This window comes from Chitinophaga pendula (genome assembly GCF_020386615.1).
Classification (GTDB): Bacteria; Bacteroidota; Bacteroidia; order Chitinophagales; family Chitinophagaceae; genus Chitinophaga; species Chitinophaga pendula.
In genome coordinates this window covers 5315962-5334429 of sequence record NZ_CP077769.1, presented here as the reverse complement: position 1 = coordinate 5334429, position 18468 = coordinate 5315962, and the positions used below count along the sequence as shown (strand labels likewise).

Genomic DNA, 18468 nt, shown 5'->3' with positions numbered 1-18468 from the left:
AAAATGCAAGACCGATGAAGAAGTATATCGTATGGTGCCTCTATTTGTTAATAGCCGCACAGAGTACCTTGATGGCGCAGTCAACAGCATGGACAAAACGTGTGATAAAAGATCAACGCGATAACATATTGAAACAAGCCTCCTGGGCATTACAACAAAAACCAGAAACAGTCACCGCCGCCAAATGCGAACGGAGCGCCGGTGGCCTCCATGACTTCTACTCAGAAGGCGACTACTGGTGGCCGGATCCCCGCAGCGCCGACAGCCCCTACATACAGCGCGATGGACAGTCCAACCCGGACAACTTCGTCGCCCACCGCCAGGCCATGATACGCTTCAGCCGCGTCATGGGCACACTGGCTGCTGCATACCTGGTGAAAAAGGATAAAACCTATCTCCAACATGCCCTCATACATGTCAAAGCCTGGTTCATCAATCAAGATACCCGCATGAACCCCAACCTCCAATATGCCCAGGCCATCAAAGGCAGGGCCACCGGCAGAGGCATTGGGATCATCGATACCATCCACTTCCTGGAAGTCGTACAGGCCATCAGGATCATGGAACAAACAGGCACCATCCCCCCCGCCGACCTGAAAGCAGTCAAACAGTGGTTCACCGAATACCTGCAATGGATGACCACCCACCCATACGGCATCGCCGAAAGAGACGCCACTAACAACCATGGCACCTGCTGGGTCATGCAGGTAGCCGCATTCGCCAAACTCCTGGACGACCAGGAAAAGATGGACTACTGCATCCGCCGCTATAAAGAAGTATTACTTCCCAACCAGATGGCCCCAGATGGTAGCTATCCCCGCGAACTAGCCAGGACTAAACCATACGGCTATATGCTGTTCAACCTCGACGCAATGGCAACCATCTGCCAGATACTCAGCAACCGCAAAGAGAACCTCTGGCAATACACCGTCTCCAATAACCGCAATATGGGAAAAGCAATATTGTTCATGTATCCCTATATCAACAACAAACAACAATGGCCATATCCCAAAGACATCATGTACTGGGATAACTGGCCCGTCGCACAACCAGCCTTGCTATTCGGTGCCGCAGCACTCGGAAAACAGGAATACTATGACTTGTGGAATAAACTGGACCACAACCCCCAGGTGGAAGAGGTACTACGTAACCTCCCCATTCGCAATCCATTGATCTGGTTGTAAATCAAACCGCTCCAAAAAATAATCCCGGGAATTTCCCGGGATTATCCTTCCGTTAAGGTTGCCAGACTGCACTTATATCTCTGTTGGAAAGAAGTAGCTTCAGGGTAGATTAAAAATGCCAACAAAACATTTCAAATTGATAATATTATTAATATATTTATAGTGTTATTATAAAACCTACCCTATATGAGTTGGATAAATGACCTGTATGTCATTTACCAGAAGCTGGAAGCGACTGGTTGTGAAGATATCAGGAAAGACCTATTGAAAGCCCAGGTAACAGGCTGCAGCGGCGGCGAAATTTACTACCTCGTTTTGCAACAGTTAATGATCATCAAGAAGGATAAAGTACAGGTGTACGAAATGATTAAAGGAGAAGTGGAAAATATCATCCACTGCAGCAAAAGCATGATACATCTCAACTGATTAGCCGGGAATTATTACAGATATAAAGGCGCTACCGCCTGACCAGGTGAATAAACCCCGGTTCAGGCAGTAGTAGCATAACTGAATGCTTGCTGATTGGCATAGAACTGCCCGCTGATAATGTTTTTAATGTGATCGATATAAGCAGCTACCTGCTCATCGTAAGGCTCGAAATCAGGCAATACGGTACGCAGCGTGGCAAATTCATTTAGATCCGCTTCATGCATACTCACCAGCTTACGGCTCGCAGCCTTGCGGGCCAACTGGAATTGATGCTGAAGGATAGGAATGATATTCATCACATCATTCTCCGCACTCTCTTTTTCAATCGCATAATAATCCTGACACCAGGCGATCAACCGATGGGATAACACCAGCAAACGTTGTATAACTGGATGCTCATAAATACTGTTGGGCAATACAAAACCCGCAGCTATCTCCGCCAGCATGTTCAATACATGCTGACCCGCAGCCTTTTCCCGGATCAGTAAATAATCCTTTAAAGCAGGCAGCTGCTTGGCTTGCCGGTAAGGTGCCTCCAGCGACCGCCCTTCCAGGTAATCACTGATCGCCTCAATAAACCGCTCCCGCCAACCCACAGACAACTCCTCTATGATACCGGCTGCCCGGAAATCAGCCAATACATGCGCAGCAGCATTATCATCAGCGTGCAACGGCGCCCCCCGCCATATAGCATGATAACGCTCCTTGATGAACAGGATCGACGGCCCATCACTATCTTCCGTCAGATCCTCACAAAGCGTTTTCCATAACAGGAATTTGCTGAAAAGTAATAGTTGCTCCTCCGTCGCCAAAGGAAAATAACGGGCCGCCGTTTGTGCAAAGCCCTGCTGCGCATATTTCGCCTTCAAAACAGCAGGCAACAGTGCAGTGGCATCCATGTAATCAAGTAGTCGTGTCTCCGTGATACCCGCATGAGGGCTGATATGCTCCGGAAAAGGAATCGACAAGGCAGGGGCATGTTGAATATCCATAGTATTGCGTTGGGTATGTAATAAAAAAATTACCAGTTAGTCATAATTAGCAATAAGGTCAGCCTGGCGGTTGAATGGATCGGATAACGGTGTAGTTGATGGTGGAACCGTAAATGATGATGAAACCTCGTGCAAAATATTGCTTTGCACCGCGAGCGGACTTCAATCTGGTAATTTCCGGATTATTGGATTTCCTGTACCAATTTCGTGGCTTTTACATAGTTAGGGGCACTCTCAGGGATCTTGTAAAGCCATTCCAGGCACCGCTGCTTGTCATTGTTCTTAAGGTAACTCAGCCCCAGGTAGAATGCAGCATCATAACGGTAAGTCGACTTACTGCCGTATACCCGCTGCAGATCCTGACGGGCCGCATTGAATTGATCGTTCTCCAGTAAGCAGATACCGCGGTAATAACGCGCATACATATTCATAGTATCCCGGCGTATCGCCTGCGTCAGCAAACCAATCGCCTGGTTAAAACGTCGCTTGTTAAAATGAGTAGAGGCCGCATGCATGATCTGTCCCGTATCATCCTGCCCGATAGTGTCATGTACCATCTCCGTAGGAGCAAACTGACGGTACACATCCTTCCTCCAAGGACTGATATAAAGCAAAGTAGCCAGTATCGCCGCTATAATGGCAATACCAATAACGTATAACTGTGCCTGCGATTCCTGCCGGTCCTTCGTCGGAAACCATTGCTGCCGCTGATCAGCCAGCGTATGCACCAGCTCCTTCAACGTATGGTCCGGCGTCAGCACCAGCTTCAACCATTGCGTAGCTTCCCGGTAACTCTTTAATGCCAGCTGCAATGGTGGCTGAGAGGGAAGCTTCGCCTCAAAAGCAGCCTTTTCTTCCTCACTCATCCGCTGTATATAATCCATCACCATCAGCACATCCTGCTTGGATATCGTATGCTGCATATCATGATGACGCGTTAGCAAAGCCGCCATACAAGCCGCATAACCGTCCTGCGAAATATTTTTATTAGCCGGGTTCTCTAACACCCCTTCCGCATGCGGCAACAACGTTCCCATCACCTGATGCCGACAACCCTCCTCCTGCTCCTGGAACAACTGCATCCAATGCCGGCGCTGTTCCCCTTGCATAACAATCTCCTGCACATACTTCAGATGCGTATTGTCCAGTATCGCCTTCTCCGGCACACCGCGCTCACCAGAAGACACCTGCCCCCGCTGCGCCAGCGTATTCCGCCACTTGACCTTACAGATCAACATGAAAAATGGCTCAAAACGATTCGTTAATACCAGCTTATACTGACAAGCATAACGGTAGATATCCAGCAACGTCTCCTCAAATATATGGGCAGCATCCTTCATAGATCCCCCATAACTGTGTATAAAAGACTTCACCTTCTTGGCAAAATGCCGGTATATAGATTCGATGATCGCAGGAGAATTATCCAGCAAACCATCTATATATTCATCTTCGTTATATAATACGCGTGTCGCAGTCATAACCTAATACTCGTTAAATGTATCAAAATCCGGGCAATTAGAATGCCATTAAATATCCTCTCCTCCCGTCAAAAAAAAACAACATCTTTTATGCCAATACCATTTTCCCGTTTTTTTATACAAAATGATCATTCTGATAATCAGCCAGTTTGATGATTTACGTTTATTTTTTGCAGTACCCATAGTACCTGTTATGTGTTTCAACGACTACTATCTGACACGTTGTAATTCTAATCGTTCACCCATTAGCAAACAGATCGACAGCAGGAATAAAAACACCAAAATAACCAAGCAAAAGACCAAAATCAGACACACGTTTAATATCGTCACATCAGAAGAGCCAGAGAACCATTCAGGCGAGTCCCTTATTGATTAACCAACAAATTGACCTCCGTTATGAAAACCAATTCTATCGAGTCGATGCCTGTCCGGCGTCTTTGCCAGTTGTTGATATGCTGGTGTTTTCTTTTGATCTACGGCAGCAGCCAAGCACAGGTAAGCCCGTCTGTGCCTGCTACCACCGCTAATCACAACAAACAGGTGATTGGTTACATTACACAATGGGATGCTTGGAAAAATATAGCCGGCATCGTTCCCCAAGGTGGCTACAACCACCTCAACGTCGACTATTCCCAGTACACCATCCTCAACTTCTCCTTTTTTGGCGTAGCCAAAGATGGATCCCTCCACAGCGGCGACTACCGCAACAAAAACATCTGGCAGAAAGGTGCCGTTCAGGAACCCGCACCCCTGCTCTATGAAGACATCTACAGCAGCTGGGATAAATATCTCATCTACGGCGAGCTGGATATCCTCTACAACATCGTAGATAACAGCTACGCCTACCAGCTGGGATATCGCAACGACGGCGCTGGCTGGAAAAACATCAACACCGGCAAAACCGGTTCATTCCCCCTCGCTGCCCCTAAACAAGGCGGCGCCCCCGGCCTGCTCGATCTCGCCCATCAGAAAGGTGTAAAAGTACTGGCGTCCATCGGCGGATGGAGCATGTGTAAACACTATCCCGAAATGGCCGCCGACCCCGTTAAAAGAGCCCGCTTCCTAGCCGGCTGTAAAGAACTGATCGACATGGGATTCGATGGTATCGACTTCGACTGGGAATATCCCAACGACCCCGGTATGAATATCGAACACTATGGTACTGCCGACTACGCTAACTTCGCCGCCCTCGCCGAAGCCGTACGCACACAGATTGGCCCCAACAAATTATTGACCACCTGCTTCTCCGCTTCCGCTACCAAACTCACAGGCTTCGACTGGGCCCGCCTCAACAGGTCCTTCGATTACTTCAACATGATGACCTATGACTTCAACGGAGGCTGGTCTAACAAAGCTGGTCACAACTCACCCCTGTACGACGTACCTGGTCAGGAATACCCTAACTTCTCCATCAATTCCCTCTACCAGTCTATCAAACAACTGCCTGGTATGAACCTCAGCAAAGTGAACATGGGTGCTCCTTTCTATGGCCGCGGCGTAATCACCACCGGCCCCGCACAACTCCATGGCGGTACCACCAAAAGACCCGAAACCGTTCAGCCCGATGGTCCCATCAGCACCTGTGCTGACTATACCAACTGGACAAAAGACGTATTCGATGGCACCCCATACTATAGCTACATCCTCAGCGTAACCGGCGCTAACTCAGGTTGGACCGAATACTGGGATGATGTAGCAAAAGTGCCCTACAAAACAAAGGGTAACTACTTCCTCAGTTATGACAACGAACGCTCTATCGGCGAAAAAGCCAAATTCGTAAAAGACAACAACCTGGCCGGTATCATCGTTTGGCAGGTATATGGCGACATGGTCAACATGACCAGCAGCACCGTTCCAAAAGGGAAACTCATCTACTGCCCCAATACCCGCCATCCACTCGTTAATAAAATCAACGAAGTATTCGCTGGCGGTAGCACCGGCAACAAACCTCCGGTAGTAAATATTACCGCTCCGGCTAACAACGCTACCTTCACCGCCCCGGCTAATATCAACATCACCGCTACCGCTACCGATAGCGATGGTACTATCGCCTACGTGGAATTCTATAACGGCGCCACCCGCCTGGCTACAGATAGCACCGCTCCTTACAGCTTTGCTTGGAACAACGTAGCAGCCGGCACCTATAGCATCACCGCAAAAGCAACCGACAACCAGGGCGCCAGCGCCACCTCCGCAGCTATCAGCCTTACCGTAAATGGCACCGGTGGCAACACCCCTCCAACCGTAAGCATCACCGCTCCGGCTAACAACGCTACCTTCTCTGCACCTGCCACCGTTAACATCACTGCCAACGCAGCCGATGCCAATGGCAGAGTAGTAAGGGTAGAGTTCTACAATGGTACCACCCGCCTGGCTACCGACAGCACCGCTCCTTACAGCTATACCTGGAGCAATGTAGCTGCCGGTACCTACAGCATCACCGCCAAAGCGACCGACAACGATAACGCTACCACCACCTCCGCTGCCGTTAGCATCACCGTAAACGGTACCAGCGGCGGTAACTGCGCAGGCATCGCCGCATACCAGCCTTACCCCAAGATCTACAATCAGGGCGAAAAGGTAACCTACAATAACAACCTGTACGAATGCCTGGTAAATAATCTTTATAACGTCACTCCGGGTTCCGCCGACTGGTGGTGGAAACCACTGGGCCCCTGCTCCGGCACAGCTGCCAGAGCAACACAAGCCGGCGATACAAATGGTAAACTGATCGTAGGATACTGGCACAACTGGGGCAACACCACACAAGTGCCTAAATACATCCGCCTCCGCGATGTAAATGCCAAATACAATGTGATCAACGTAGCATTCCCGACCAGCGGCCCGGACTTCGCTACCATGCTCTTCACACCGGAAAATATCACCGAAGCGGAATTCAAATCAGATATCGCATTCCTCCAGTCCCAGGGCAAAAAGGTATTGCTGTCTCTCGGTGGTCAGAACGGTACCGTTACACTCAACACCGCCGCTCAGAAAACCGCTTTCGTTAACTCTATGAAAGGCCTCCTCGATCAATACAATTTCGATGGCTTCGATATAGACCTCGAAGGTGGCGCCTCCCTCCAACTCGATAATAACGACAAAAACTTCATGGCACCCACCACTCCTAAAGTAGTGAACATGATCGCCGCCGTGAAAGAACTGCTCGCCTATCGTAAAGGACAAGGCAAAAACGGATGGCTGACCATGGCGCCTGAAACATACTACGTACACACCGCCTATGGTGCCACCTATGCACCTCTGGTAGGCGCCTACCTGCCACTGATATACGGCCTGCGCAACGAACTGACCGTAATCTACCCGCAATACTATAACACCGGCTCCGTAACAGGCCTCGATAACAAAAATTACAACCAGGGTACCTCCGACTTCATCGTCGCAATGACCGACATGCTGTTGCAAGGGTTCCCCGTTGCCGGTACCAACCAGACTTTCCCGGCCTTACGGGAAGATCAGGTAGCATTCGGCTTACCTGCTACACAAGGTGCTGCAGGCGGTGGATACACAGCCCCGGCTAACGTAACCAAAGCCCTCAACTACCTGGTGAAAGGTATCTCTTATGGTGGCGCCTACACCTTGCGCAAAGCAGGTGGGTACCCCGGCCTCAGAGGTATCATGACCTGGTCCGTGAACTGGGATATCAGCAATAACAACGAGTTCGCTAACAACGCATACGAATTCTTCTACGGTGGTGGCAGCACCGGCAACCCGCCTGCTGTAAACATCACCGCTCCGGCTAACAATGCCGCCTTCAACGCTCCGGCTAACATCAACATCACAGCAAATGCTTCCGATAGCGATGGCTCCGTAACCAAAGTGGAATTCTTCAACGGTGGCAGCAAACTGGGTGAAGACCCAACCGCGCCTTACAGCTTCGCCTGGAACAGCGTAGCCGCTGGATCTTATACCATCACCGCCAGAGCTACCGACAACCAGGGCAATGTAACCACCTCCGCTCCGGTGACCATCAGCGTAAATGGCAGCGGCAGCGCACCGGTAGTGAACATCACCGCCCCGGCTAATAACGCCAGCTTCACCGCCCCGGCCAACATCAATATCACAGCAAATGCTTCCGATAGCGATGGCTCCGTAACTAAAGTGGAATTCTTCAACGGTAGCGCCAAACTGGGTGAAGACCCAACCGCTCCGTATAGCTTCGCCTGGAACAACGTAGGTGCCGGTACCTACAGCATCACCGCTAAAGCTACCGACAACCAGGGCAATACTACCACCTCCGCCGCCGTAAGCATCACCGTAAACGGCACCGGCGGTAGCAACTGCGCTGGCATACCCGCTTACCAGCCGTATCCGAAGATCTACAACCAGGGCGATAAAGTAGTATACAACAACAACCTGTATGAAAGCCAGTCCAACAACCTGTACAACGTAACACCAGGTACAGCAGACTGGTGGTGGAAACCTCTCGGACCTTGCTCCGGTAGCTTCGCCCGCACAGACAGCCGCCCAACAGTAGGCGAAGAAGAAAATACAAATGATCAACTCAACGTCTATCCGAACCCCGTTACCGGCACAGAAGTACGCCTGCAGGTGAAGGCCCGCCCCGGCGAACAACTCGTACTGGAACTGACCGACCTCAAAGGTGGCAGACTGCAACAACGTCAGGTGCAGACCGCAACCGTAAAAGGCGAACAACCAGTTAGACTCGATGTGAGCAAACTCCCCGCAGGTACCTGGATCATCAAGGTAACCGGCGATAAGAACAGAAAAGTAGGTACTGCCAAGATCATCAAACTCTGATCCGAAACAGCCACCTGAAGGGTATTTAACCCCATAAACAAAGAAGGCTGTCTCCATACTGGAGACAGCCTTTCTTATAAAAAAGATAAATGAAACTCAGACGTTATTGAACTCCGGGTAAATTTCCGCCAGCAACTTGGTCAGGATATTCTTCAACGTCTCCGTATCAGCCTCCCCGATCACCGCCGTATAAGTAGATTGTATCTCCTGTATACACTCCGTAGCTGCCACAAACAATTGTTTGCCCTTGTCACTCAAAAAAATAACAGTCGCCCTGTTATCCGTTTCATGCTTCCTCGTAAGTATGTAACCCGATGCCTCCAGGTTCTTAACCACCTTACTCATCGCCTGCTTAGTAATGCGAGCCTTCTTCGCTAGCTCATTATTGATCGTTCCCTCCGGAAGTATATTGGCAATCAATACCATATCCCCCATCTTGAAATCGTGATAGCCGCGTTGCTGCAATCGCTCCGTCAGCTTCCAATCCATATCCTTTTTTAATATACTAAGCATCCTTATCAGGCTCCTCGAACGGCCAGACAAACACATCCGGACCGCTTGGTCTAATTGGCTATTCATGCTTCCTTTTTCCTTTTTTTATTGTATGCAAAATACTAATAACGTTACTTCCCGTAACGATTTGTTAGATCCCCCCTCATAATAATGGGAAAATCTCCACAAAATGCAAAATTAAAATATTATTAAAAGATAGTCAACTCATTTGTCTTTTTGGTAAACTAGGTTTACCTTTGTGTCCTCAATATACACACACGTCGAAAAATGGAAACAGCAACACAAACACCGGCTAAATCCGGTAAAAGCAAAATCATCATCAGGATCGTATTCGTATTGATCCTGGTATTGGGTGCCATCTTCGGCTTTACCCAATGGAATTATGCCCGCCATCATGAAACGACGGACAATGCTCAGGTAGAGGGCTTCAGCGCTCCCGTCATTGCCCGCGTGGCCGGCTACGTAAAAGACCTGTATATCCAGGACTATGGCCAGGTCAAAAAAGGGGATACCCTCGTTAAAGTAGATGAAGAGGAATACCGCATCGCCGTGCAACAGGCCGAAGCAGATTATCAACAGGCCGTAGCCGACCTGCAGACGGCCCAGGCTAATCAGCTCAACGCCGGTGCCAACCTCCGCGTCGTACAAGCGAATGCGCAGGTCGCTCAGGTGAAAAAAGATAAGGCAGATGCCGACCTCCGCAGAGACCAAAGCCTCTTCAACGACCAGGCGATTACCAATCGCCAGCTGGACGACACCAAGGCCGCCAGCCTCACCAATAGCAAACAATACCAGGCTTCGGTAGACCAGATCAACCTGGCACAAACCAGCATACAGGTAGCAGCTACCAACGTTAAAAAAGCAGAAGCCATCGTCGCCAGCAAAAAAGCCTTACTTGAACAGGCGCACCTCAAACTCACCTACACCGATATCATGGCCAACATTACCGGCCGTATCGGCAAAAAGAATGTTGAACCCGGCCAGTATGTACAGGCAGGTCAAACACTCTTTACCATCGTAGATGACAAAGGATTTTACATCGTAGCCAACTTTAAAGAAACACAGCTCAATCACATCAAAGTAGGACAGGAAGCTGAAATCGAAGTAGATAGCTACGGCGATCTCAAACTGACAGGACACGTGACCGATATCTCCCTGGCTACAGGTGCTAAATTCTCCCTGTTACCTCCCGATAACGCCACCGGCAACTTCGTAAAGATCGTACAACGCGTTCCCGTAAAGATCGCCATCGACAACGGTGCTCAATACATGGATAAATTACGCTCCGGCCTTAGTGTAAACGTGGCCTTAAAATACTAATCATGGCAGCAGCTAAAGGATTCACAAAATATATCATTGTCGCAACAGTGATATCTGCTACTATGCTGGAACTCATCGATACCACCATCGTAAATGTGGCCTTGTCACAAATCAGTGGTAACCTGGGTGCCACCATAGAGGACGCCTCCTGGATTGTGACCGCATATGCCATCGCCAACGTGATCGTAATACCGATGACAGGCTTCCTCGCCTCTTACTTCGGACGAAAGAACTATTATCTCGCCTCCATTCTCATATTTACCTTCGCTTCCTTCATGTGTGGCAACGCCCATTCATTATGGGAACTGGTAGCCTGGAGGTTCCTGCAGGGGATAGGTGGTGGCGCCTTATTATCCACCTCCCAGTCCATCCTGTTCGATACTTATGAACCGTCTGAAAGACCCATCGCCGCAGCCGTATTCGGTATGGGTGTCATCATCGGCCCTACAATAGGACCCACGCTCGGTGGTATCATCGTAGACAACTTCCACTGGTCACTGATATTCGACATCAACGTACCAATAGGTATCATCGCCGCTTTCCTGGTATACACCTATATCGATAAGCAACCCAACGAATACAACATCAACCGGAAAGCGATCCGGATTGACTACCTGGGTATACTCTTCCTCATCGCATGGGTAGGATCCCTGCAATACATACTCGAAAGAGGACAGACCGAAGACTGGTTCGCAGCAACACATATCATAGTACTTACCATAATAGCCGTCGTGTCATTGGTAGGGTTTGTCTGGTGGGAACTCACCACAGACCACCCGGCCGTGAATCTAAGCGTGCTGAAAAACAGAACACTGGCGATCACCACCGTACTGACCTTCATCATGGGCTTAGGTATCTACTGCTCCATGTTCGTATACCCGGTATGGATGCAGCGCGTAATGAGCTATACACCTACCCTCACCGGTGAATCATTATTCCCGGGTGCGATCACCGCCGCATTTATGATGCCCATAGTAGGTAAAGCCATACAACGTGGCGTACCTCCTAAATACCTCATCACCAGCGGCTTCGTGATATTCGCATTCTTTTGTTTCTGGATGTCATCCGCCAGCTCTGACGCAGGTACTTCGTTTTTCTTCATGCCATTGCTGTTGAGAGGCGTAGGAGCTTCCTTGCTCAGCGTGCCGCTGACCAACCAGGCAGTATCAGGGCTCATGCCGCAGGAAATGCCACAGGGTATCGCTATCAACAACATGTTACGCCAGCTGGGTGGCTCCTTCGGCATCGCATTTATGAACACCTACGTAGCCCGGCAATACCAGGAACATAGGATACAGTTGCTGAATTATGTGAATGGAGACAATACAATAGCAACACAACGACTGCAGCAATACAGTCAGGGGCTGGCTTCCAAAGGATTGACGCTCGAACAGGCGCAACGTGCCGGCCTGAATGTGATGGAAGGACTGGTGAACAAACATGCGTATATACTCACCTACCTGGATGCCTTCCGCATAGTAGGTCTGTTCTTCCTGTGCGTACTGCCGCTCATGTTCTTCGTGAAGAAGAAAAGTATCAGCGCCTCCGCCATGAAAGAAGCAGCAGAACATGCTCACTAACAGCATTCAGGTAATGCAACTCTAACTTAGACACACCATGAAAAATATAATAAGAACAATCATCATTTGCAGTGCACTGGGAACACACACACTGCATGCACAGGATGTGCATGCACCGGTCCCGGCTACATTGCAGCAACTGGTGCTGCAGTCATTCAATAACTACACCAGGATAAAGGCCCTGCAAACGCAACAGCAGATCGCCGCAGACAGAACCCAGATCAGCAAAGCCAGCAGACTGCCGGATATATCAGGTACCGCTTCCTATAGCCATATCTCCCCGGTAGCCAAAATACAACTGCCCGGCAGCGACCTGGTTTTCCAACCAATACCAGCCGATAACTATAACGTAGGCGTCAACGGCCGGCAGTTATTACTGGACTTCGGCAAATCAGGTAGCGCCATCCGCAAATCTGCCGCCGAACAAGACCTGCTCAGCATGCAGACCGATGAAGCGAAAGAACAACTGGCCTACCAGGTAGCAACCGTATACCTGAATATCGCCTACGTCAATAGAAATATCGCTGTACAGGATGCCAACATCAAACTGCTGGAAGATACCGAACGCATCGTAGAGAATAAACTCAAACATGGCGATGCCATCGATCTCGACCTCATCAACACACGTGTGAAACTGGAAGGTTACCGCAACAGGAAAACAGAATTCCAGAACCAATTCAAAAAACAAATAGCCTTGTTGCAATACCTGACAGGTATACAACAACAGGATTCGATCAATACCTCGTTCAACTGGCCGCAGACAATAACCGCCGGTAACGACGCCTTCGCCAGCAACATGGCAATAAAAACCTCCCAGGAGAAAGAAAAAGTAGCAACAATAGAAGTAGAAAGCGCCAAAGCAACACATACACCTTCCCTGTTTCTCGATGCCGGTACCGGCTTTAAGAACGGATACCTGCCCGAAATACAGAAGTTCAGGTACAACTGGAATGCAGGTGTTACGCTGGCAGTGCCCATCTACAATGGGAAAAAAGATAAGCTGAAAGAGATGATCGCCGCCAAAGAACTGGCAGTAGCTAAACTAAACACACAAGACGCAGTAGATAACCTGCAAAAAGATATCGCACAGACGAACGCCGATATTGAGGCCAACCAGGCTAAACTGCTCACCGCAGCAACATTATTGCAACAGGCAGAAAGAGCATTGCAACTGGCACAGTCCCGTTACAATAATGGCGTAATCACTTATCTCGATCTGCAAAATGCACAGACTTCCAACTTGGAAGCACAATTATCAAAAGTGCAGTATGAATATCAATTGTCAATTTCCAACCTGGAATTACTGCACCTCGCAGGTAACCAGTTCTGGAAATAACAAATGGATGAAGAGCAAGTAGTAGTAAAAAAGGAAGATGCTGTTATATAGTGTGGCTTTATTACGTTAGAATGGCCCTACACAGAACGGAAGGTTTTTTCTTTGTTTTCGTAGTGTGTTTCCCCGGTATGTTGCGTGCCGGGGATTTTTTTATTCCGTTACGGGCTGCCCTTGTCAAAGGCAGCCCGTAACTTATCAGCTTGTGATCGTCTCCGGTAAGATCACATAAAATGTCGATCCGCTATCCTTCGCCGCTGTCGCATAAATATCCCCGTGATGATTCAACACGATCTTTTTACACAATGCCAACCCTATCCCGTTTCCATCATATTGCTGACGGTCGTTCAATCGCTGGAAGATCGTAAATATCCGGTCTGCATACACCTGATCAAATCCAATACAGTTGTCCTGGAACGACAACTTAAAATAATGAAGCCCCGGATGTAACGAAGGACGTGACTTCAACTCTGCTGACGATAACGTCTCATACCGGATCTGGATTACCGGAGGTACTCCTTCCCGGCAGAATTTGAGCGAGTTGTTCAGGAGATTATAAAAAAGCTGTTTGATCTGCAACGGAATACCCTGTATCACAGGCAATGGCCCTGCCTCGATTGTCGCATGTTTCTCCTGTATAGGGAGTTCAAGGTCATTACGGACCTGCGCCAGTATATCCTCTAAATGCACCGGTTCATAGATCTCTCCTGATTGCGATAGCCGCGAAAATTGCAGCAACTCCCGTATCATCGCCATCATACGCCGGGAAGAATCGGATATCTTACCGAGGTAATATTTGGCTTGATCAGAAATCTCGAGCCGGTCTTCCAGTATTTCTGCATAGGTCTGTATCTTCCGCAACGGCTCCTGTAGATCATGACTGGATACATAGGCAAACTGTTCCAGTTCGCTGTTAGACCTGGCTAGTTCGCGGTTAGCCCGTCGCAGGTCCTTGATCCGGTCCCGTACCTCCTGCTCCAGTAAGCCGGTAGCATGATCCTGCTGGGTTACATCCTGCAGGATACCGATATACCCTACGAACTTACCGTTACTATTATAACGGGGATTACCGCTGCCGGTTACAGTAGCATAACCCTGGTCTGCAGTGAGAAAGCGGAATTTTAAATAGAACCGTTGCTGTACCGGCACGGTACGCATCCATTTATTATAGACGCCAGTACGATCATCCGGATGCACCAGTTGCTGCCACTCACTCCCAAAGGCAGCATGGGGCGGAAGCCCTGTAAATGACGACCAACTGGTATTAACATAGGTTACCTGCCCGTTTTCGTCTGTCATCCATATCATCACGGGCGCCTGGTCGGCCATCGTTCTGAAACGTTCTTCACTTTCCTTCAAAGCAGATGTTACCTGCTTCAGATCGGTGATATCAACCAGCATGTTGATTATTTCTATAATCTCGCCAGATGGTCCCATAACGGGGCGGGGATGTGGTAACACATGCCGGCGTACACCGTCAGGCCGCTCTATGATGATCTCTGCATCATATATTGGCCGCCCTTCCCTTAAAGAGATCGCCATCGGGCATTCATTCAGGGGGAGTGGTTGTCCTGCCGTATCATAGATGCGCCAGGAACCACATAAACGCTCTTCACCCAATACCGGCTTCCTACCCCATAACTGTGCCGCTGCATCATTATAATGAATGATGTAGCCATCTTTATCACAAACATAAAATGCAGCGGGAATCGCTTGTATCAGTTGGAGATAACGATGGGTGATCTCTGCTAATGAATTATTCCTGTCCATGGGCTTAAGTTTTAAAGTAAAGCCCGGGCATGCAAAAGGCATCCCGTCTTAACAGACGGATACCTGGGCTTTTCAAAAAAAGATATTTCTATGGTTAATTAGTCACGCTTCAATAAAGTGTAAAAACCATGCCACACCTCAGGTTGCTAGTAGTAGTGTAGTATGTAATCCATTGAACAGCAGCATGTAAGGAAATGTTAAAGTGAAAGGGCTAGGAAATAAAAACGCCATCCTGCAGGAGGATGGCGTAATAATATGTGGATAACAGTGTGCTGAACTTTCCCCTGTCAGAAGGGTCCTAATTACGTACCAAATGATGGCAACCGATACGGATACCGTGTTCGATCATACGTAATTTCTGTGTCCTTCATTTCGGTGCGGGCATAGAGCGGGCAATACCCAACTCAAGCCCCCTCAGCTCTGCAAGGCCACGTAAACGGCCTATGGCACTATAACCGGGATTTGTTTTCTTATGCAGATCATCCAACATCTGATGACCATGATCAGGACGCATCGGAATAGAAACATTACGGCGTTGCATAACCGTAACGATATTTTTTACCACGGCATACATATCCACATCCCCTTCCAGGTGATTCGCTTCATGGAAATTACCCTGGCTGTCACGCTGTGTACTGCGCAGATGTATAAAGTGAATATGATCCCCCAGTCTTTCTACCATGCCTGGCAGGTCATTATCAGCACGTACACCGTAAGAACCTGTACAGAAACACAGCCCGTTCGAAGCATACGGAGCGGCTGCCAGCAATTCCCGTGCATCCTGCTCTGTACTTACTACTCGCGGTAGCCCCAGTATCGGAAACGGAGGATCGTCCGGATGTATCGCCAGCTTAACGCCAACCTCTTCCGCCACCGGCGCGATCTGCTGCAGGAAGTAGAAAAGATGCAGCTTCAGCTGTGTGGCATCCACATTTTTGTATTTATCCAGGGCAGCTTGGAATAATGCAAGCGTAAAGCTCTCCTCCGATCCGGGCAGCCCAGCAATAATGTTCTTTTGCAAGGTCTCCTTTTCCGCATCGGTCATGCTGTCGAAGTGTTCCTTCGCGTGAGCGATGTCGGCGGGATCATAGTCATTCTCTGCACCAGGACGCTGCAGCATGAAAAGATCAAATGCCATAAAAGCCGCTTTCTCAAAGCGTAAAGCCTTTGATCCATCTTCCACCGTATAGGCCAGGTCCGTACGGGTCCAGTCCAGTACCGGCATGAAGTTATATGTAACAGTATGAATGCCGCAGGCAGCCACGTTACGGATACTCTGCTGATAATTGCGGATATATTCCTTGAAACGTCCGCTCTGCGTTTTGATATCTTCATGTACAGGGATACTTTCCACTACAGACCATACCAGGCCGGCCGCTTCTATCTCTGCTTTGCGTTGTAATATATCTTCTTTTGACCATACCACCCCGTTGGGGATATGATGTAATGCCGTTACTATACCGGTGGCTCCGGCCTGCCGGATGTCCTGTAAACTTACAGGGTCATTCGGACCGAACCAGCGCCATGTCTGTTCCATTCTCAGCATATTCATATTAGTTAGTTAGAAATTTTGTTAAGCTGTTACTTTACTCCCAAACCCCAAAAATAGAATCTCTCTTAACATATACAAATTTTAAACCTTGATTTTAGTTCGTATTATCCGCTGAAAAGGCATACCTGGTTGCCAGTGATACTATTTTGTCTGCAGACTGATATTAGTGTGGGATTAACACCAGCATCAGGTCCATCACATTGGTTTGTGTCGGACCGGTTTTAATAAGGCCGCCCGCTTTGTCGAAAAAATGGTAAGCATCATTATCTGCCAGGTAAGCTGCCGCATCCAGTCCCTGTTGTGCTGCATTTTCCATCAGTGCGGCATGGACCAGCGCTCCGGCGGCATCCGTAGGACCATCTGTACCATCTGTACCGGCACTGAGCACCACAAAAGAAGCGCCTGCAGGAAGTGCGATGCCTGCTGCCAATGCCAGTTGCTGATTGCGTCCTCCCATACCCTCGCCTTTAACCTGTACTGTGCTCTCTCCACCCATCAGCAGGCAGGCGGGCAATGGCCCCTGGTAAGAGGTGGCTGTCTGTACCAGCTGTTTTGCCAGTACATGTGCATCGCCGGTAGCGGTACTGCTGAGTACTTCCGTGTGATAGCCCATCGACCTGGCTTTTGCAGCGGCAGCTGTTAAAGCGACCTGGTTACTGCCGGCCAGCACGTTATAGACATGTACAAATCGCTCATCTCCTGGCTTAGGTGTTTCAGGAATGGCTCCGCTTATGCCACGTTCCAGATAGGTAATTATGGGAGCTGGCGTATGGTGTAAAATGCCATATCGTGCTAGCAGCATAATTGCTTCCGCAAAAGTGGAAGGGTCGGGAACGGTAGGGCCGGAGCCGATTACTGCCAGGTCATCCCCCACCACATCGCTGAGAATGATACTGCATATGGGAGCCGGATAGGCCGCTAGAGCCAGCTGTCCTCCTTTTACTCTGGACAGGTGTTTGCGTACCACATTCATTTCCTGTATGTCCGCCCCGCTTTTTAACAATAACTGGGACAACTGCTGCATGTCGGCTAGGCTACTTCCTTCCGGCAGATCCGTCAGCAGGGCAGAGGCTCCTCCTGATAGCAGGAATAGCACGAGATCCTGCTCTGTAGCACTGCTGATCAGCTGTAGTAACGCTTGCGTGGCAGCGAGACCATTTTCATCCGGTACCGGATGCCCGGCTTCTACTACCCGTACCCGCGATAATGGCAGTGAATGATTATACTTGGTAATAACCATCCCTTCGCAGGCATGTGCTGGCAACAGCGTCTCAACAGCCTGGGCCATCGCTGCTGCCGCTTTGCCGGCGCCGGCGATGATCAGCCTGCCGGTACGGGATAAGGAAAAATGTCGCTTTCCTACCCATAATCCGTCTTCGGCGGGCCTGATATATTCCCTGATAAGCGATGCCGGCTGAACAGCCGCTACACCTGCTTTGAAGATCGTAATGGCATGATCCGTTCCTGTAAACATAACTATCGGGTAAAAAAAACGGCGGTTTTACCCGCCGACATGTGAATAATATGTTTGAAATGCT

Annotated in this window: 12 protein-coding genes; 6 read left to right on the top strand and 6 right to left on the bottom strand. The window is 49.2% G+C overall.

The window, feature by feature from the left end:
* Positions 1-14: 14 nt before the first annotated feature.
* Positions 15-1184 (top strand): alginate lyase family protein, encoded by a 1170-nt coding sequence (locus tag KTO58_RS19625; RefSeq protein WP_095837747.1) that lies wholly within the window; start codon positions 15-17, stop codon positions 1182-1184.
* A 186-nt stretch (positions 1185-1370) separates the two neighbouring features.
* Complete coding sequence (locus tag KTO58_RS19620; RefSeq protein WP_095837748.1) at positions 1371-1610, top strand: hypothetical protein; 240 nt, start codon at positions 1371-1373, stop codon at positions 1608-1610.
* 62 nt (positions 1611-1672) lie between these two features.
* On the opposite strand, the gene KTO58_RS19615 is transcribed toward KTO58_RS19620, so the two are convergent.
* Together KTO58_RS19615 and KTO58_RS19610 are read right to left on the bottom strand one after the other, a co-directional pair.
* On the bottom strand, positions 1673-2605 hold the full coding sequence (locus KTO58_RS19615) for a terpene synthase family protein (protein ID WP_095837749.1): 933 nt from the start codon (positions 2603-2605) through the stop codon (positions 1673-1675).
* A 182-nt stretch (positions 2606-2787) separates the two neighbouring features.
* The gene (locus KTO58_RS19610; RefSeq protein ID WP_095837750.1) at positions 2788-4083 is read right to left on the bottom strand and encodes a tetratricopeptide repeat protein; all 1296 of its coding nucleotides are present in this window, start codon (positions 4081-4083) and stop codon (positions 2788-2790) included.
* 396 nt (positions 4084-4479) lie between these two features.
* On the opposite strand from KTO58_RS19610, the gene KTO58_RS19605 reads away from it, so the two are divergent.
* Positions 4480-8862, top strand: a complete 4383-nt coding sequence (locus tag KTO58_RS19605; protein ID WP_225859837.1) for an Ig-like domain-containing protein — start codon at positions 4480-4482, stop codon at positions 8860-8862.
* A 96-nt stretch (positions 8863-8958) separates the two neighbouring features.
* On the opposite strand, the gene KTO58_RS19600 is transcribed toward KTO58_RS19605, so the two are convergent.
* Positions 8959-9351, bottom strand: coding sequence for a MarR family winged helix-turn-helix transcriptional regulator (locus tag KTO58_RS19600; RefSeq protein WP_157752845.1), 393 nt, complete (start codon positions 9349-9351; stop codon positions 8959-8961).
* Positions 9352-9642: 291 nt separating this feature from the next.
* On the opposite strand from KTO58_RS19600, the gene KTO58_RS19595 reads away from it, so the two are divergent.
* Genes KTO58_RS19595 through KTO58_RS19585 form a run of 3 tightly spaced genes read left to right on the top strand, consistent with a single transcriptional unit; the run spans position 9643 to position 13611 of the window.
* Positions 9643-10695 (top strand): HlyD family secretion protein, encoded by a 1053-nt coding sequence (locus KTO58_RS19595; protein WP_095837754.1) that lies wholly within the window; start codon positions 9643-9645, stop codon positions 10693-10695.
* A gap of 2 nt (positions 10696-10697) precedes the next feature.
* Positions 10698-12275 carry a DHA2 family efflux MFS transporter permease subunit gene (locus tag KTO58_RS19590; RefSeq protein ID WP_095837755.1) on the top strand — a complete coding sequence of 526 codons (1578 nt, stop codon included), beginning with the start codon at positions 10698-10700 and terminating at the stop codon, positions 12273-12275.
* A gap of 37 nt (positions 12276-12312) precedes the next feature.
* Positions 12313-13611: a TolC family protein gene (locus tag KTO58_RS19585; RefSeq protein ID WP_095837756.1), complete on the top strand. Its 1299-nt coding sequence runs from the start codon at positions 12313-12315 to the stop codon at positions 13609-13611.
* A gap of 195 nt (positions 13612-13806) precedes the next feature.
* On the opposite strand, the gene KTO58_RS19580 is transcribed toward KTO58_RS19585, so the two are convergent.
* From KTO58_RS19580 to KTO58_RS19570, 3 genes are all read right to left on the bottom strand, one after another.
* Entirely contained in the window at positions 13807-15378 is a 1572-nt protein-coding gene (locus KTO58_RS19580) for a PAS domain S-box protein (protein WP_198315180.1), read from the bottom strand.
* A 367-nt stretch (positions 15379-15745) separates the two neighbouring features.
* Complete coding sequence (uxuA, locus tag KTO58_RS19575; RefSeq protein WP_198315181.1) at positions 15746-16930, bottom strand: mannonate dehydratase; 1185 nt, start codon at positions 16928-16930, stop codon at positions 15746-15748.
* A gap of 163 nt (positions 16931-17093) precedes the next feature.
* Positions 17094-18404: a glycerate kinase type-2 family protein gene (locus KTO58_RS19570; RefSeq protein ID WP_095837758.1), complete on the bottom strand. Its 1311-nt coding sequence runs from the start codon at positions 18402-18404 to the stop codon at positions 17094-17096.
* Positions 18405-18468: the final 64 nt, after the last annotated feature.

Bases quoted from the DNA above. Each gene is read 5' to 3' on its own strand.
- KTO58_RS19585 (WP_095837756.1), top strand. From the start codon at position 12,313: ATGAAAAATATAATAAGAACAATCATCATTTGCAGTGCACTGGGAACA.
- KTO58_RS19610 (WP_095837750.1), bottom strand. From the start codon at position 4,083: ATGACTGCGACACGCGTATTATATAACGAAGATGAATATATAGATGGT.
- KTO58_RS19615 (WP_095837749.1), bottom strand. From the start codon at position 2,605: ATGGATATTCAACATGCCCCTGCCTTGTCGATTCCTTTTCCGGAGCAT.
- KTO58_RS19570 (WP_095837758.1), bottom strand. From the start codon at position 18,404: ATGTTTACAGGAACGGATCATGCCATTACGATCTTCAAAGCAGGTGTA.
- uxuA (WP_198315181.1), bottom strand. From the start codon at position 16,930: ATGAATATGCTGAGAATGGAACAGACATGGCGCTGGTTCGGTCCGAAT.
- KTO58_RS19580 (WP_198315180.1), bottom strand. From the start codon at position 15,378: ATGGACAGGAATAATTCATTAGCAGAGATCACCCATCGTTATCTCCAA.
- KTO58_RS19590 (WP_095837755.1), top strand. From the start codon at position 10,698: ATGGCAGCAGCTAAAGGATTCACAAAATATATCATTGTCGCAACAGTG.
- KTO58_RS19625 (WP_095837747.1), top strand. From the start codon at position 15: ATGAAGAAGTATATCGTATGGTGCCTCTATTTGTTAATAGCCGCACAG.
- KTO58_RS19620 (WP_095837748.1), top strand. From the start codon at position 1,371: ATGAGTTGGATAAATGACCTGTATGTCATTTACCAGAAGCTGGAAGCG.
- KTO58_RS19595 (WP_095837754.1), top strand. From the start codon at position 9,643: ATGGAAACAGCAACACAAACACCGGCTAAATCCGGTAAAAGCAAAATC.
- KTO58_RS19600 (WP_157752845.1), bottom strand. From the start codon at position 9,351: ATGGATTGGAAGCTGACGGAGCGATTGCAGCAACGCGGCTATCACGAT.
- KTO58_RS19605 (WP_225859837.1), top strand. From the start codon at position 4,480: ATGAAAACCAATTCTATCGAGTCGATGCCTGTCCGGCGTCTTTGCCAG.